Source organism: Streptomyces sp. NPDC020958 (assembly GCF_055562175.1).
Genome location: NZ_JBVHFU010000028.1, coordinates 1 through 14,272 on the forward strand (window position 1 = coordinate 1; position 14,272 = coordinate 14,272).

The 14,272-nt window shown below is 71.2% G+C and carries 13 protein-coding genes and 1 tRNA gene; 9 read left to right on the plus strand and 5 right to left on the minus strand.

Annotated features, from left to right (window positions below):
• Positions 1-1,638: type I polyketide synthase (locus tag ACZ3KP_RS39925; protein ID WP_467505943.1), on the minus strand; the 1,638-nt coding region annotated here is incomplete at its 3' end.
• A gap of 269 nt (positions 1,639-1,907) precedes the next feature.
• Between ACZ3KP_RS39925 and ACZ3KP_RS39930 the strand changes: the two genes are divergently transcribed.
• From ACZ3KP_RS39930 to ACZ3KP_RS39970, 9 genes are all read left to right on the plus strand, one after another.
• Positions 1,908-3,305: a carboxylesterase family protein gene (locus tag ACZ3KP_RS39930; RefSeq protein ID WP_467505945.1), complete on the plus strand. Its 1,398-nt coding sequence runs from the start codon at positions 1,908-1,910 to the stop codon at positions 3,303-3,305.
• Positions 3,306-3,323: 18 nt separating this feature from the next.
• Positions 3,324-4,475, plus strand: a complete 1,152-nt coding sequence (locus ACZ3KP_RS39935; protein WP_360527363.1) for a CaiB/BaiF CoA transferase family protein — start codon at positions 3,324-3,326, stop codon at positions 4,473-4,475.
• Positions 4,472-5,401 (plus strand): HpcH/HpaI aldolase/citrate lyase family protein, encoded by a 930-nt coding sequence (locus ACZ3KP_RS39940; protein ID WP_382273577.1) that lies wholly within the window; start codon positions 4,472-4,474, stop codon positions 5,399-5,401. The genes ACZ3KP_RS39935 and ACZ3KP_RS39940 overlap by 4 nt, the downstream gene beginning before the upstream one ends.
• A complete protein-coding gene (locus tag ACZ3KP_RS39945) occupies positions 5,398-6,489 on the plus strand; it encodes a phenazine antibiotic biosynthesis protein (protein WP_467505948.1) in 1,092 nt (363 codons plus the stop codon). Before ACZ3KP_RS39940 ends, ACZ3KP_RS39945 begins: the two co-directional genes overlap by 4 nt.
• A gap of 43 nt (positions 6,490-6,532) precedes the next feature.
• Entirely contained in the window at positions 6,533-7,552 is a 1,020-nt protein-coding gene (locus tag ACZ3KP_RS39950) for a TauD/TfdA family dioxygenase (RefSeq protein ID WP_467505949.1), read from the plus strand.
• A 100-nt stretch (positions 7,553-7,652) separates the two neighbouring features.
• Positions 7,653-8,210: a YbhB/YbcL family Raf kinase inhibitor-like protein gene (locus ACZ3KP_RS39955; protein WP_467505951.1), complete on the plus strand. Its 558-nt coding sequence runs from the start codon at positions 7,653-7,655 to the stop codon at positions 8,208-8,210.
• 146 nt (positions 8,211-8,356) lie between these two features.
• The gene (locus ACZ3KP_RS39960; RefSeq protein WP_467505953.1) at positions 8,357-9,880 is read left to right on the plus strand and encodes a glycosyltransferase family 39 protein; all 1,524 of its coding nucleotides are present in this window, start codon (positions 8,357-8,359) and stop codon (positions 9,878-9,880) included.
• A 622-nt stretch (positions 9,881-10,502) separates the two neighbouring features.
• Positions 10,503-10,733 (plus strand): hypothetical protein, encoded by a 231-nt coding sequence (locus ACZ3KP_RS39965; RefSeq protein ID WP_467505955.1) that lies wholly within the window; start codon positions 10,503-10,505, stop codon positions 10,731-10,733.
• 117 nt (positions 10,734-10,850) lie between these two features.
• On the plus strand, positions 10,851-11,117 hold the full coding sequence (locus tag ACZ3KP_RS39970) for an integrase core domain-containing protein (protein WP_467505957.1): 267 nt from the start codon (positions 10,851-10,853) through the stop codon (positions 11,115-11,117).
• A 271-nt stretch (positions 11,118-11,388) separates the two neighbouring features.
• Here the strand turns inward: ACZ3KP_RS39970 and ACZ3KP_RS39975 are convergent.
• The 4 genes from ACZ3KP_RS39975 to ACZ3KP_RS39990 form a co-directional block, all read right to left on the minus strand.
• A tRNA-Leu gene (locus tag ACZ3KP_RS39975) sits at positions 11,389-11,473 on the minus strand.
• A gap of 183 nt (positions 11,474-11,656) precedes the next feature.
• Positions 11,657-12,604 carry a beta-ketoacyl-ACP synthase III gene (locus ACZ3KP_RS39980; protein ID WP_132893675.1) on the minus strand — a complete coding sequence of 316 codons (948 nt, stop codon included), beginning with the start codon at positions 12,602-12,604 and terminating at the stop codon, positions 11,657-11,659.
• Positions 12,605-12,767: 163 nt separating this feature from the next.
• Positions 12,768-12,902 carry an MFS transporter small subunit gene (locus tag ACZ3KP_RS39985; RefSeq protein WP_358986212.1) on the minus strand — a complete coding sequence of 45 codons (135 nt, stop codon included), beginning with the start codon at positions 12,900-12,902 and terminating at the stop codon, positions 12,768-12,770.
• Positions 12,877-14,205 (minus strand): OFA family MFS transporter, encoded by a 1,329-nt coding sequence (locus ACZ3KP_RS39990; protein WP_467505959.1) that lies wholly within the window; start codon positions 14,203-14,205, stop codon positions 12,877-12,879. Before ACZ3KP_RS39990 ends, ACZ3KP_RS39985 begins: the two co-directional genes overlap by 26 nt.
• Positions 14,206-14,272: the final 67 nt, after the last annotated feature.

Below are 14,272 nucleotides of genomic sequence, written 5' to 3' on the forward strand. Positions count from 1 at the left end.
ATACAAACCCCGGGCCATACCCACCCGCTGCGCACCCTGACCGGTGAACAACACACCCACCCGCGGACTCCCCTGCGCGGCAACCGGGGACACATGACGCACACCGGCCAGAAGCTCCTCACGGTCACTGCCCACCACGACGGCCCGATGGTCGAAAGCTTCCCGTGCATGCAGCAGTGACCAGCCGACATCCACCGGCCGCAGCGCGGGATCCGACTCGACACGCGCCCGCAACCGCTCCGCCTGCGCCGCCACCGCCTCGGCCGACCGACCCGACAGCACCCAAGGCACGACGCCGGCCCCGGAAGAGGCCCCCGGCTCCGAAGCGGCCGACCCGGCGGGAGGGACAGGCGCGGAGCTCAGCACGACATGGCAGTTCGAGCCCCCGATCCCGAACGACGACACCCCGGCCAGCAGCGGCTCCTCCGCTTCGGACCCCGGCCACGGCACGGCAGCCGTCGCCACCCGCAACCGCCACTCCTCGAACCGGATCGTCGGGTTCGGTTCCGCGAAGTTCAGGCTGGCCACGATGGACCGGTGCCGGATCATCAGCACCGTCTTGAGTAGCCCGGCGATGCCGGCCGCCCCCTCGAGGTGCCCGATGTTCGTCTTCACCGAGCCCACGATCAGCGGCTGCGCCGACGACCGGCCCCGGCCCAGGACGGCGCCGAGGGCTTCAGCCTCGATCGGGTCGCCGACCTTGGTGCCGGTGCCGTGCAGCTCCACGTACTGCGCCTGCGCCGGGTCCACGTCCGCGCGCTCGTAGGCCTGGCGCAACACCGCCTCCTGCGCCGCCGCGCTGGGCACGGACAGGCCGCGGGCCGAGCCGCCGTTGTTCGTCGCGGTGCCGCGGATGACGGCGTGTATGTGGTCGCCGTCGGCGAGCGCGCGGGCCAGCGTCTTGAGGACCACGAAGCCGCCGCCCTCGCCGCGAACGTAGCCGTCGGCCCGTGCGTCGAAGGTGTAGCACTGGCCGTCCGCGGACAGGGTGCCGAGCTTCGCCGCCATGAGGGCGGTCTCTTCCAGCAGGTTGAGCTGGACGCCGCCGGCCAGTGCCGCGGTCGCGCGTCCGCTCAGCAGGGCCTCGCACGCCAGGTGGACGGCGACCAGCGACGAGGACTGGCCGGTGTCGACCGCCATGCTCTCGCCTTGCACGCCCAGGAAGTGGGAGATGCGGTTCGCGATCAGGGCGCGCTGGGTGCCGGCCTGCGCATACGGGTCGGGGTCGTCGCCGGCGTCGGCCAGGCGCAGTTTGGCGTAGTCGTCGGCCATCACGCCGACGTAGACGGGGACCGGCTCGCCGCGCAGCGCGCCGGGGACGATACCGGCGTGCTCGAGTGCCTCCCAGCTCAGTTCCAGGGCGAGCCGTTGCTGCGGGTCCATCTCGACGGCCTCGCGCGGCGAGATGCCGAAGAAGCCCGGGTCGAAGGTGTCGACCTGCGGGAGGAAGCCTCCGTGGCGTACGGCAGCGGGCCTGGCCGGGTCGCCCTGGCCGGGCCACCGGTCGTCGCCGACCTCGGTGACGCCCGACGCCCCGGATCGCAGCAGTTCCCAGAAGGCGTCCAGGTTCTCGGCGTGGGGCAAGCGGCACGAGAGACCGACCACAGCGACGAGACGGTCAGCATGCGCAGCACCCATCGGACAACCTCCGGTCAGGGGGATTCCGCGCTCGGGCGGAGGGGGGTGACGGCATCCGCACTTCGGCGGGCAGAGGTCCAAGCTAACCGCGGCCGGGAGCGCGGGGCATTCCTCAACCTGGTAGTCCACAGGCGACGTCCGCTGCCCGCCGGGGAGCGCTCTCCCCCGCCGTGAAACCACCAGCATTAGTGGTTCCGGGGCCGGTGCCGTCCTGGAACTATCGACGCGGGTCTCGCCCCACCCGCCCTCGACTCCGGGAGCTGACAGCCATGGGTGACCATTTTGATCGCGACTTGGTGGTGGAGACGTCGTCCGGCACGGTCCGGGGTTTCCTGGACCGCGGGACACCGAACTGGCGGGGCGTGCCCTACGGCCGGGTCGAACAGCGTTTCCACCCGCCGGTGCCCGCGTTGCCGGGCGAGCCGGTCGACGGCCGCCACTGGGGGCCGATCTGCTGGCAGCTGCCGATCGTGGCCGGCCGGAGCCCGTCCTCGGTCTTCCCCGACGCCGCCGAGTCCGAGGACTGCCTCAACCTGAACGTCTGGTCGCCCGGTCCGGACCCGGGCGCCCGGCGGCCGGTGCTGGTGTGGCTGCACTTCGGCAGCCGGGCCTACGGTGCGGGGAGCACCCCGATGATCGACGTGTGGCACTTCGCCGCCCGGCACAACGCCGTCGTCGTGACCCCGAACTATCGGCTCGGCCCGTGGGGCTGGCTCTATCTGGGCGCGCTGGACCCGCAGTTCGAGGACAGCGCCAACCTTGCCCTGCTCGACCAGATCCTCATGCTGCGCTGGGTCAAGGACAACATCGCGGCGTTCGGCGGTGACCCGGACAACGTCACCGTCTTCGGCATGTCTTCAGGCGCCTCCGACCTGGGCGCGCTGCTGGGCGCTCCGGCGGCCCGAGGGCTGTTCCACAAGGCCGCCTCCTACAGCGGGGCGCAGGCGCCGATGCTGGAGAAGGACGCCACGGAGTTCGCCGAGGAGTTCCTGGCGGCCGCGGGCCCGCTGGCGGCCACGGCGGCCGACCTGGCCGCGCTGCCCAACGTCGGCCTGCGGACCGTGCACCGGCGGCTGCTGAAGCAGAGCGTCTCGCGCGCCGGAGGCCCGATCATCATCCGGTACGGGCCCTTCGTCGACGGCTCCGTCCTGCCCAAGGCGCCCCTCGACGCGCTGGCCGACGGTCTCATGGCCGGAGTCGCCCTGCTGGTGTCCAACGTCGCTGAGGAGGCGGGTGTGTGGGACGCCTGGGGTGCGGTCGACCACGCCTACTCTCGCGTCTTCGCCGGCAGTGACCAGTCGGTGTCGCACGAGGAGAAGGTGGAACAGCTGTCCGAGTACCGCTGGGTCGGACCGGCCCGGAAGCTGATCGCCGCCCATCACCAGGGCGGCGGGACCGGCTGGATGCAGAAGTTCGACTACGCGCCGACGACCAACTGGCAGACCGCGCTCTCCTATCCCGAGGTGGCAAGGCGGCCGGTGCACGGCGCTGACGTGGCGTCGCTGTTCCTCGACCCCGAGGGCGAGGTCGGCTCCGAGGACGACCGCGCGGTCGCCGCGCTGGACCAGGCCGCTCTGCTCGCCCTGGCACGCGACGGTCGCGCGCCCTGGACACCGTGGTCACCGGACAACCAGACCCCGCACCGGATCGCCGCCGCGGCACACTGATCACGGAAAGGTCCCACCGTGTCGGATACTCCGCCCCCCCTGGCCGGTCTCACCGTGATCGACGCGTCCACGCTCTTCGCGGGCCCCTTTGCTGCGCGGCTGCTCGGCGACTACGGTGCCGAGGTCATCAAGGTCGAGGCGCCGGCCGGCGATCCCGTACGCGGGTTCGGTCACGCCCAGAACGACGTCCCGCTGCTGTGGAAGGTGCTGGGCCGCAACAAGAAGAGCGTGGTGCTCGACCTGCGCGAGTCCGCGGGCGCCGAGAGTTTCCTGCGCCTGGTGCGCCGCGCCGACGCGCTCATCGAGAACTTCCGGCCCGGCACGCTGGAGCGCTGGGGACTCGGCCCGGAGGTGCTCGCCGAGGCGAATCCGCGGCTGGTGCTGGCCCGGGTGACCACGTTCGGCCAGGACGGCCCGTACGCGCGGCGTCCCGGCTTCGGCACGCTGGCCGAGGCGATGAGCGGACTGGCCGCGATGTCCGGGGAGCCGGACGGCCCGCCCGCGCTGCCGTCGTTCCCCCTGGGCGACGCCGTGGCCGGGCTGCACGCCGCCCTGGCGGTCCTCATCGGGCTGCGCGCCCGCGACACGAACGGCACCGGTCAGGTCGCGGACGTCGCGATCACGGAGACGCTGATCGGCACGCTGGGCGCCCAGCTCACCGTGTACGAGCACCTCGGCGTCAAGCCCGAGCGGATCGGCAACCGCAGCCACAACAGCGCGCCCCGCAACGTCTACCGGTGTGCGGACGGCCGCTGGGTGGCGGTGTCCGCGTCGGCGCTCTCGATCGCCGAGCGTATCGTCCGGCTGGTCGGCCGCCCCGAGTTGGTCGCGGAGCCGTGGTTCGCCACCGGAAGCGGCCGGGCCGCGCACCGCGAGGTGCTCGACGACGCCGTCCGGTCGTGGATCGCCGCCCGCAAGCGCGACGAGGTCGTCACCGCGTTCGAGAAGGCGCAGGCGGCGGTCGCCCCCATATACGAGGTCGACGACGTCCTGAACGACCCGCAGTTCCGCGCCCGCGGCCTGACCGTGGAGGTGCCCGACGCCGAGCTCGGCACCGTACGCATGCCGGGCCTGCCGTTCCGGCTGTCGGCCACCCCGGGCCGGATCGACTGGGCCGGCCCACGCGTCGGCGAGCACACTGAGGAATTCACAGGAGAGACCGAGGCATGAGCACCGACGAGACCCCGCGGCAGGTCTTCCGCAGCTGCCTCTACGTGCCCGGCCATCATCCGGACCGGATAGCCCGGGCCTACGACACCGAGACCGACGCGGTGATCCTCGACCTCGAGGACGCCGTCCCCCCGCCGGAGAAGCCCCGGGCCCGCGAGATCGTGGCCGAAGCCGTCACGACCCCGGCCGCAAAGCCCACCTATGTCCGGGTGAACCCGGTGTCCTCGGGTCTGTGCGAGGACGACATCCGGGCCGTGGCCGGCGCCGGGCTCGCGGGGCTGCGGGTAGCGAAGGTCTCCTCGTCCGAGGAGGTGCGGCTCGTCGCCGGCGTGCTCGACGAGCTCGGCCATCCCGGCCGAATCCACGTGCTCATCGAGTCGGCCGAGGCGCTGGAGCACGCATACGAGCTGGCCACCGCGTCCGAGCGGGTGACGATGGTGGGCCTGGGCGAGTCCGACCTGCGGGCCGACCTCAACACCACCAACGAGGGCCCGACCATGGACAGTGCCCGGGCCCGGGTGATCGTCGCCGCCCGCGCCGCCGGCCTGCCCAACCCGATCCAGAGCGTCTACGCCGAGCCTCGGGACCTGCGCGGGCTGCTGGTCACCAGCCGGCACGGCCGCCGGCTCGGGTTCCTCGGCCGGATGGCGATCCACCCGGCGCAGATCCCGATCATCCACGACGTCTACACCCCGACGACCAACGAGATCGACGACGCACTGGAGGTCTTCGCGGCCGCGGACCTCGCCGCCACGGAGAGCCGGTCGATCGCCATCACCGCACAGGGCAAGATGGTCGGCCCGCCCGCCTTGGCCCGTGCCCGCCAGGTGCTGGAGCTGGCCACCGCCCTCGATCTGATCGCGGAGGCCCGGACCGGGACCACCCCATCGCCACGCGACACCGGGAGCAACGGAGGTTCTTCATGACCGAGCAGTGGGCGGTGCTGGACCCGGCGATCCGCCCGACCGACCCCGAGGCCTATCTCAGAGCTGCGCTGCAGTGGCATTTCGGCGAGGACACCGGGTCGCCCTTCTGGCTGCGGCGGGCGAAATCGCTGGACTTCGACCCGCTGACCGACGTGCGTACGTACGACGATCTGACGCTGTTCCCCAACATCGTCGACGAGCTGCGCGACGTTCCCGTGGAAGACCTTGTCCCGCGGGGGTACGGCCCCCGGCCCCCGGCGCCGAAGGTCTTCGAGACCGGCGGCACCACCGGCGCGCCCAAGCGGGTGATCCTCATGCCGGACTGGTTCGAGAGCTCCATCGACCGGATGCTCGCCGGGCCGGTGTTCGCCGGGCGGGAGCCGGGCAACATCCTGATCGCGACGCCGACCGGCCCGCACAAGATCGGCGGCCAGTACGACGACGTGGTGCGTCGGCAGAACACGATCAAGTTCACCATCGACGTCGACCCGCGCTGGGTCAAGAAGCTCATCGCCCGGGGCGAGAACGACCAGGTCAAGGCGTACGTGGAACACGTACTGGACCAGATCGAGCACGTCCTGACGACTCAGAACGTCGGGCTGCTGGTGATCACGCCGCCGCTGCTGCGCGCGTGCTCCGCACGTCCGCTGCTCGTCGAGCTCATCAACACCAAGGTGAGCGTGGTGTTCTGGGGCGGCGCGCACATGACGGCCGACGAGCGCTACGAGCTGCAGCACGTGCACTTCCCGGGCGTACGCATGGTGAGCCGCTACAACAGCGCGATGATCCTCGAGGGGGCCGCCGAGCGCGCCGGGACCGGCACCGGCGATCACGTGATCTACGACCCGTACAGCCCGGTGGTGACCTTCCGGGTGATCGACCCGGAGACGCGGGAGACGGTGGACTACGGCCGGCGCGGGCAGGTCGTGATGAACCACGTGAGCAAGGGCTTCTTCGCGCCCAACAACCTCGAGCGGGACTCCGCCGTACGCGTGCCTGGCCCGGAGGGGCAGTTCGGCGACTCGGTGGCCGACCCCCGGCCGGTCGAGACGTTCGGTGGTGAGCGAGTGATCGAGGGCATCTACTGATGCGCCGACGCGTCCCATTCATTCCCAGGAAGAGGAAAGTGTGATGTCCGACCAACCGTGGCTGCACCGCCTGGACCCCGCCGAGGCGGCCGAGATCGACGACGCGCTGGACGTGCTGCTCAAGAGCGGCAAGCCGGACTTCGCCGCGAGTCCCGCCGACTTCCCGCTGCCCGCGCTGGGGCCGAGGCTGCGCGGCATCGTCGACTCCATCGAGAACGAGCCGGGCTTCGCCCTGGTCCGGGGAGTTCCGGTCGGCGACAAGAGCGAGGACGAGGTCCGCCGGCTCTACTGGGGACTCGGCATGTACATCGGCGTGCCCATGATCCAGAACAACAACGACTCCAGCATGGTCGACATCCGCGACGAGCGCCGGGCGGGCAAGCTGCGGGTTCACAAGTCGAATCAGCACATCGGCTTCCACATCGACTCGACCGACGTCGTCACCCTGCTGTGCCGGCGGGCGGCCTCGCAGGGCGGCACCAGCCTCGTGGTCAGCGCCGAGGCCGTACGCCGGGAGATGTCCTGGGAGTGCCCCGAGCTGCTGAGCGCGCTGTACGAGCCGCTGCCCTTCGCTGACGTCGCCTCCCCCGACGACGAGCGTCCGGACGTCTTCCTGAGCCCGGTCTTCGGTCGGCACGAAGGGCTCACCACGACCCGGTTCTACATCCGCCGGGTGCTGCGCAGCCAGGACAACCCTGACGCGCCGCGGCTGACCGAGCGGCAGCTCGAGGCCATCAACAAGGTCGAGGAGATCGCCGCCCGGCCCGGCCTGGTCACGCCCATGGAGTTCGAGCCGGGCGACCTGCAGATGATCAACAACCACCTGGTGCTGCACGGCCGCACGGCCTTCGCCAGCGAGGAGCCCGGGGCGGGACGGCACCTGCTGCGGATGTGGTTCTCCGTGCCGTCGAGCCGGTCGTTGCCGCCCGGGTACGAGGCGGCATGGGGCACCCGCGAGGGCGGCACCCTTCGCGGCGCCGGCCCGCGCTGGCAACTGCAGGGCGAGTTCGGCGAGTTCCAGCGCCGACAGGCGGAGGAACTGGGCGTGGCGATCCCGGCGTGACTCCGGCGTCCGCGGTGGACGATCACAATGGTAGGTTGGGCGGCATTGCCTCACACGGACACTATTGCCGCATTTTGCCATATACCTGGCAGGGAGAGTCATGGCACTGCTCGGAAAGTTACTGAAGAACCGGCGCGCGGGTGAGACGGGCCTCGCCTGGCACGCGCCGCACCTGGCAGGGGCCGAGACCCTGGCCGTGACCAGCCCCGACTTCGACCACGAGACGACGCTCCCGGTGGTACACGCCAACCGCAAGCTGGGCGGGGAGGACGCCTCGCCCGCGCTCGCCTGGACGGCGGCGCCCGCGGGCACGGCACAACTGCTGCTGGTCGTCGAGGACCCTGATGCGCCCACTCCCAAGCCGTTCAACCACGGCGTCTTCCTCATCGAACCGTCGGTGACGAGCCTCGCGCGGGGCGCGCTCGACGGCACCAGCCCGGCGGCCGGGGTACGACCGCTGCAGTCCGGCAAGGGCGTCGGCTACCTGGGGCCGGCCCCGATCAAGAGCCACGGCCCGCACCGGTACGCCTTCCAGCTCTTCGCCCTCGGCGAGCCGATCGCCACGGACGTGGAGAGCGCCAAGCCCGCGGCCGTGCTCGCGGCGGCCGGCAGTGTGCTCGCCCGGGGCCGCATCGACGGTTTCTACGAGAACCCCTGATCAGTCAAGATCAGGACTACCAGGTCTGGGGATGCCAGGACAACCCACCGCGGCCTAGCCTGCGACCGATCGTGCCCGGACGGCGACCGTCCAACATGCACGATCAGCCGCCGTCAACGGCCCGCGTGGCGAGAAGGAGCCCCCCGATGACCGAACAAGTCAGCGCCGCCGCGCCGCACTACGAGGCACCACTGGTCATCGGCACCGACGTCACGCCGCCGATCGCCTGGCGGCCGGTGCTCATCACCGCGGCGGTGGTCGCGGCCGTGATCACCGCGGTCAGCTGGCGGATCGGCGCGTACAGCAACGAGCTCTACTTCATCGGTGCGGGCGGCCATCCGGCCTGGGGCTACGTGGACCAGCCGCCGCTCACCCCGGTGCTGGCCCACGGCTTGTGGTCCGTCGCGCACTCGCTCGTGCTGCTGCGGCTGCCGGCCACCCTGTGCATGGTCGCCATGGTCGTGTTGAGCGCGCTCACCGCCCGCGAGTTGGGCGGTGAGCGCCGTGCCCAGACGGTGGCGGCCCTGACCACGGCCACGTCGATCCTGCTGCTGTCGCTGAGCGCCACGCTGGCGACGACGGCGATCGACTCGGCGCTGTGGGCGACGGTGCTGTGGCTGGTCGCCCGCTGGAACCGCCTGCGCCAGGACCGGCTGCTGCTGGTCGCCACCCTGGTCACCGCGGTGGCGCTGGAGAACAAGTACCTGATCGTCTCGCTGTGGGCCGTCCTGATCGTCGCCGTGCTCGTCTCCGGCCCGCGGGAGCTCCTGCGCCGCCCGCTGCTCTGGGTCGGTGGCGCCGGGGCGATCCTCAGCGCCGTGCCGGGTCTGCTCTGGCAGGCGAGCCACGGCTGGCCGCAGATCGAGATGACGAGCGTCATCGCGGCCGAGGCGCAGCGGGACGCCGGTGGGCGGCTCGGCTTCCTGCCACTCGTGCTCTTCTACGCCGGAATCCCGGTCGGTGTGGCCCTGGCGGTCCGCGGCGTCGTGCGGCTGTGGCGCATCCCGGCCCACCGCTTCCTCGGCATCACCGTCGGCGGCGTCGTCCTGGCCTTCCTGATCGCGGACGGCCGGCACACGTACACCGGCGGGCTGTTGCCCCTGCTCTTCGCCGCGGGTTCGATCAATCTGAGAGGGCGCGTGTGGCGGGTGGTCGCCGGCGCCCCCGGGCTGATCCTGGCGGCGCTCATCGCCGTGCCGCTGTCACTGTCGGTGCTCCCGGTGTCGACCGGGGCGCAGGTCAACATCCTGACCCGGGGCAGCACCGGCTGGCCGGAACTCGTCGACACCGTCGCCGCGGCTTACCGGTCGGCGGGTCCGGGCCCGGTGGCCCTGGTCGCCGACACCTACCGCCAGGCAGGTGCCCTGGACGCGTACGGGGAATCGCGCGGCCTGCCGAAGGCCAGCAGCCCGGACCGCGGCTACTCCGCCTTCGGCCCGCCCGCGGACGAGGTGACCACGGTGCTGTGGGTCGGAGACAGGCCCCCGGCCGAATTCCGCGCCGCGTTCGCCGAGGTGCGTGAGGTAGCCCGCTTCGACGACAACCCGGACGGCTACCTCGGCATCAACTCCGACGTTCCGGTGTGGCTGTGCACCGGATTCCACGATGACTGGCAGCAGCTGTGGCCGCGCATCAAGCACTACGACAGCCGGGACCGCGTCGCCGCCTGAGGCTTCCCCGGTATACCCCGGCCGGCCTGGCGCGGTGCACGCAGTGGTGCGTCGCCGCACACGAGGTTCGTATCCGCGTCGTCCGCGTTGCGGTCGAGGTGGCCGGGAACGTGGATGCCGCCAGGAACCGAAGCGCGCCGCCCGCAGCACGGTGGCCGTGAGTACGGACGTCGCCGGAGCCACGTACAGGGCGGGGCCGAGACCGTCCGAACCCCGGCAGACGACCAGTACGACAGCGCAGACCGCCCCCGCACACAGCGCGGTCAGTACGTCGAGCTGCCAGGTCGCGGTCCCGTCGGGCGGCATCGCCGACGGCCGGTAGCCCAGCCGGGTCACCGCCGAGGCGGCGACGGCACCGGCGACGCACAGCGCCGGGAGCCAGTGGCTGTCCAGCGGCCGGGCCCGGCGGCCGGCAGCCCACAGGGCCGTCGCGGCGACCGCCACCAACCCGACGGCACGGGTGCCGCTCGATGCCGAGCAGGGGTCGGTGAGCAGCGCCGCGTAGGGCACCGGCTCGGCGAACGCCGCCTTCAGCATCGTGCAGAAGTCCATCGCCAGCCACAACGCGCCGCCGAAGAGCAGTGCGTTGACGGTGACAACGGCCAACTGGGCCCGTAAGGAGATGTGTTCAGCACCGCGCCTGCTGCTCCACAGACGGGCGGACGCGGCACCGAGCGAGGCCGCCCCCATGACGGCGAGCGGCGGCACGATCAGCAGGGGCCATCCCCGCATCGGCCCGCTCGCCGTGGTCCCCGTGCTCTGCAACCGGACCAGCAGACCGGCCCCGACGCTCATGCCCAGGGCGGCGTGGAGCCACCGTACGGCCCCGCTGTTCGCGCCGCCGCGGGCCTGAGTGTCACGCCACACCGCGACGCCCCAGCCGACAGCCAGGGCCAGCCCGGCGGACAGGGCGCCGACCGGTGCCGAACTCCACGAGGTGCCGCTGAGGAGGAGGTCGCCGAGGCCGTCCATGGGCCGTGTCGGATCTTGTTTCGACAACGCCGTGAGCGAGGCGTTCAACAGCGTACTGAAGGTCGAGTACGTCCACCGGCACAGCTTCCGTACCCGCACCGAGGCCAGGCTCCGGATCGCCACCTGGATCACCGACTTCTACAACGCCAGGCGGCTGCACAGCGTATGCGGGTTCAAGAGCCCGATCGACTACGAACGAGACCACCGAGCCACCCTCGCCGAGGGACTGGCCGCACAGATCGTCTCCACGCTGCGAGGGGATTGACACTCACCCTCGCAAGCGCGGTAGCAAGCACAGCTCAGACCCACACACCCGAGCAGGTTCAGGCGCACCAGGCGATCAAGGACTGCGAGCGACGACTCAGATCCGACAGATCACTGAGAGCCCAGGAGACATCGCACAGCGTATCCAAACGGCCAGTGCCGACAAGAAGGGCCCACTTTGCGAAGCCCTGGGCATCACCATCGGCTACGAACACGCAAAGAGGACCGCGACCGTTAGGTCGAGGCCCTCATAACCGTATCGTCAATCGTTGTGTCCGAGGGGGGACTTGAACCCCCACGCCCGATAAAGGGCACTAGCACCTCAAGCTAGCGCGTCTGCCATTCCGCCACCCGGACCAGGTGTCTGCCGCCCGACCGGGGGTGTTCCCCGCGGCGACAGGACAACAATACCAAGCTTTCGGAGTGCCTTTCACCTGCGTTCCGATCGGCATACTCGCAGGTGGAGGCCGTATCACCGAGCGTGCTCGGCCCGCTACCGCGCGGGCGCCGGCGCACGCGGGGCCGGGCCGGGGCGACGCCTCAGGGGCAGCGCACGACCTGTCCGGCGTACGAGAGGTTGCCGCCGAAGCCGAACAGCAGGACCGGGTCGCCGCTGCTGACGCGTCCCTGTTCGACCAGCTTGGACAGGGCCAGCGGGATGCTGGCGGCGGACGTGTTGCCGGACTCGGTGACGTCCCGCGCGACGACCGCGTTGACCGCGCCGATCTTCTGCGCGAGCGGCTCGATGATCCGCAGGTTGGCCTGGTGCAGGACGACCGCCGCGAGGTCGACGGGGTCCACGCCCGCCCTCTCGCAGGCGCGTCGGGCGATGGGCGGCAGCTGGGTGGTGGCCCAGCGGTAGACGCTCTGCCCCTCCTGGGCGAACCGGGGCGGAGTGCCCTCGATCCGCACGGCATGGCTCATCTCCGGGACGGAACCCCACAGCACTGGCCCGATCCCGGGCTCCGCGCCGGGTGCGCAGGCCTCGACCACGGCCGCGCCGGCCCCGTCGCCGACGAGGACGCAGGTGGTGCGGTCGGTCCAGTCCGTCACCTCGGACATCTTGTCGGCGCCGATGACGAGCGCACGGGTGGCGGCGCCCGCCCGGACCGTGTGGTCGGCGGTGGCGAGCGCGTGCGTGAAGCCGGCGCAGACCACGTTGACGTCTATCGCGGCGGGCCCGGGAACGCCCAGCCGGGCGGCGACCCGGGCGGCCATGTTCGGGGACCGGTCGATCGCCGTGGAGGTGGCGACCAGCACCAGGTCGATGTCGGCCGGGGTGAGGCCCGCCGCGGCGAGGGCCTTGGCCGCGGCGTGCGCCGCGAGCTCGTCGACGGGTTCGTCGGGACCTGCGATGTGCCGGGTGTCGATGCCCACCCGGCTGCGGATCCACTCGTCACTGGTGTCGACCATGCTGGCCAGGTCCGCGTTGGTGAGCACCTTCGCGGGCTGGTAGTGGCCGACGGCGGCGATGCGCGAGCCGTTCATGGGTGGTGGGTCCCCCTCGTTGCCTCGGTGTGGGCCCACCAGTCTGTTCAGTGACTCATGAGTACGACGGCAGGTAAGGCAACAGGAAACGGGCGCCCGAGTTGTCGGCTTCTTGCAGACTCGCGGACGCCCGGACATGCTTCCGGTTCAGCCGTTGAACAGTTCAGCCGCCGAACAACTGGGTCGCCTTCCGCACGAGTTCGTACACGCCGTAGGCGAAGGGGGCGCCCACCCAGAGCCAGGCCACGGCGATCAGCCAGCGGCGGTCCGGCTCAGGCCGGCTGCTGTCGTTCGACATCGACGGCCTCCCTCGGTGCGGGGATGTGGTGACGGGTGTGGACGGGCCGGACCAGCTCGTTGGCGACGAACCCGACGACGAGCAGCCCGATCATGATGCCGAAGGACAGGGTGTACAGGTCGGAGCCGTGTCTGCCGGCGCTCTTCTGGTGGTCGGCGATCCAGTTGACGATCAGTGGACCGAGGACACCGGCCGTGGACCAGGCGGTGAGCAGCCGGCCGTGGATGGCGCCGACCTGGTAGGTGCCGAAGAGGTCCTTGAGGTAGGCGGGGACGGTCGCGAAGCCGCCTCCGTAGAAGGAGAGGATCACCAGGGCGCAGAGCACGAACAGCGGCTTGGAGGAGTCCCCGAACAGGGCGATGAGCAGGTACATCAGGGCGCCCACGCCGAGGTAGACGCGGTAGATGTTCTTGCGGCCGATCAGGTCGGAGGTCGACGACCAGCCGATGCGGCCCGCCATGTTGGCGGCGGACAGCAGGGCGACGAAACCGGCCGCCGCGGACGCGGACACCGGGGTGGAGCTGTCGGCGAAGAAGTCCGTGATCATCGGGGCGGCCTTCTCCAGGATGCCGATGCCGGCGGTCACGTTCATGCAGAGCACGACCCACAGGCACCAGAACTGCGGGGTGCGGATCGCGCTGTTCGCGGAGACCTGCACGCCCTCGAAGGCGCTCGGGGCGTCCGCGACCGGCTTCTCGGTGCGCGGGACGCGGATCAGCAGCACGCCGAGGGTCATGAACACGGCGTACGAAAGACCGTGCACCAGGAAGGCCAGCGCGATGCCATCGTTGTCACTGCCGAAGGAGGAGAGCATCTGCGCGGACCAGGGCGAGGCGATCAGCGCGCCGCCGCCGAAGCCCATGATGGCGATGCCGGTGGCCATGCCGGGCCGGTCCGGGAACCACTTGATCAGTGTGGAGACGGGCGAGATGTAGCCGATGCCGAGGCCGATCCCGCCGACGAAGCCGTAGCCGAGGACGATCAGCCAGTACTGCTGGGTCTCGGCGCCGAGCGCGGAGATCAGGAAACCGCAGGAGAAGCAGATCAGGGCCACTGTCATGGCCCAGCGCGGCCCGTTGCGCTCGACGAGGGTGCCGCCGAACGCGGCCGACAGGCCGAGCATCACGATCGCGAGCTGGAAGGGCAGCGCGCTCTCGGTGCCGTTCAGGTGCAGCGCGGATTCGAGCGGCGGCTTGAACACGCTCCAGGCGTAGGCCTGGCCGATGGAGAGGTGGACGGCGAGGGCGGCGGGCGGGACGAGCCAGCGGCTCCAGCCCGGCGGTGCTACAGGGGGGCTGCTCATGAGTCCCCAACGGTAGGGGTGCAAGGGGTGGTTGAGAACCCGGCCGGCCGGTCGGATGCGTTGAGCG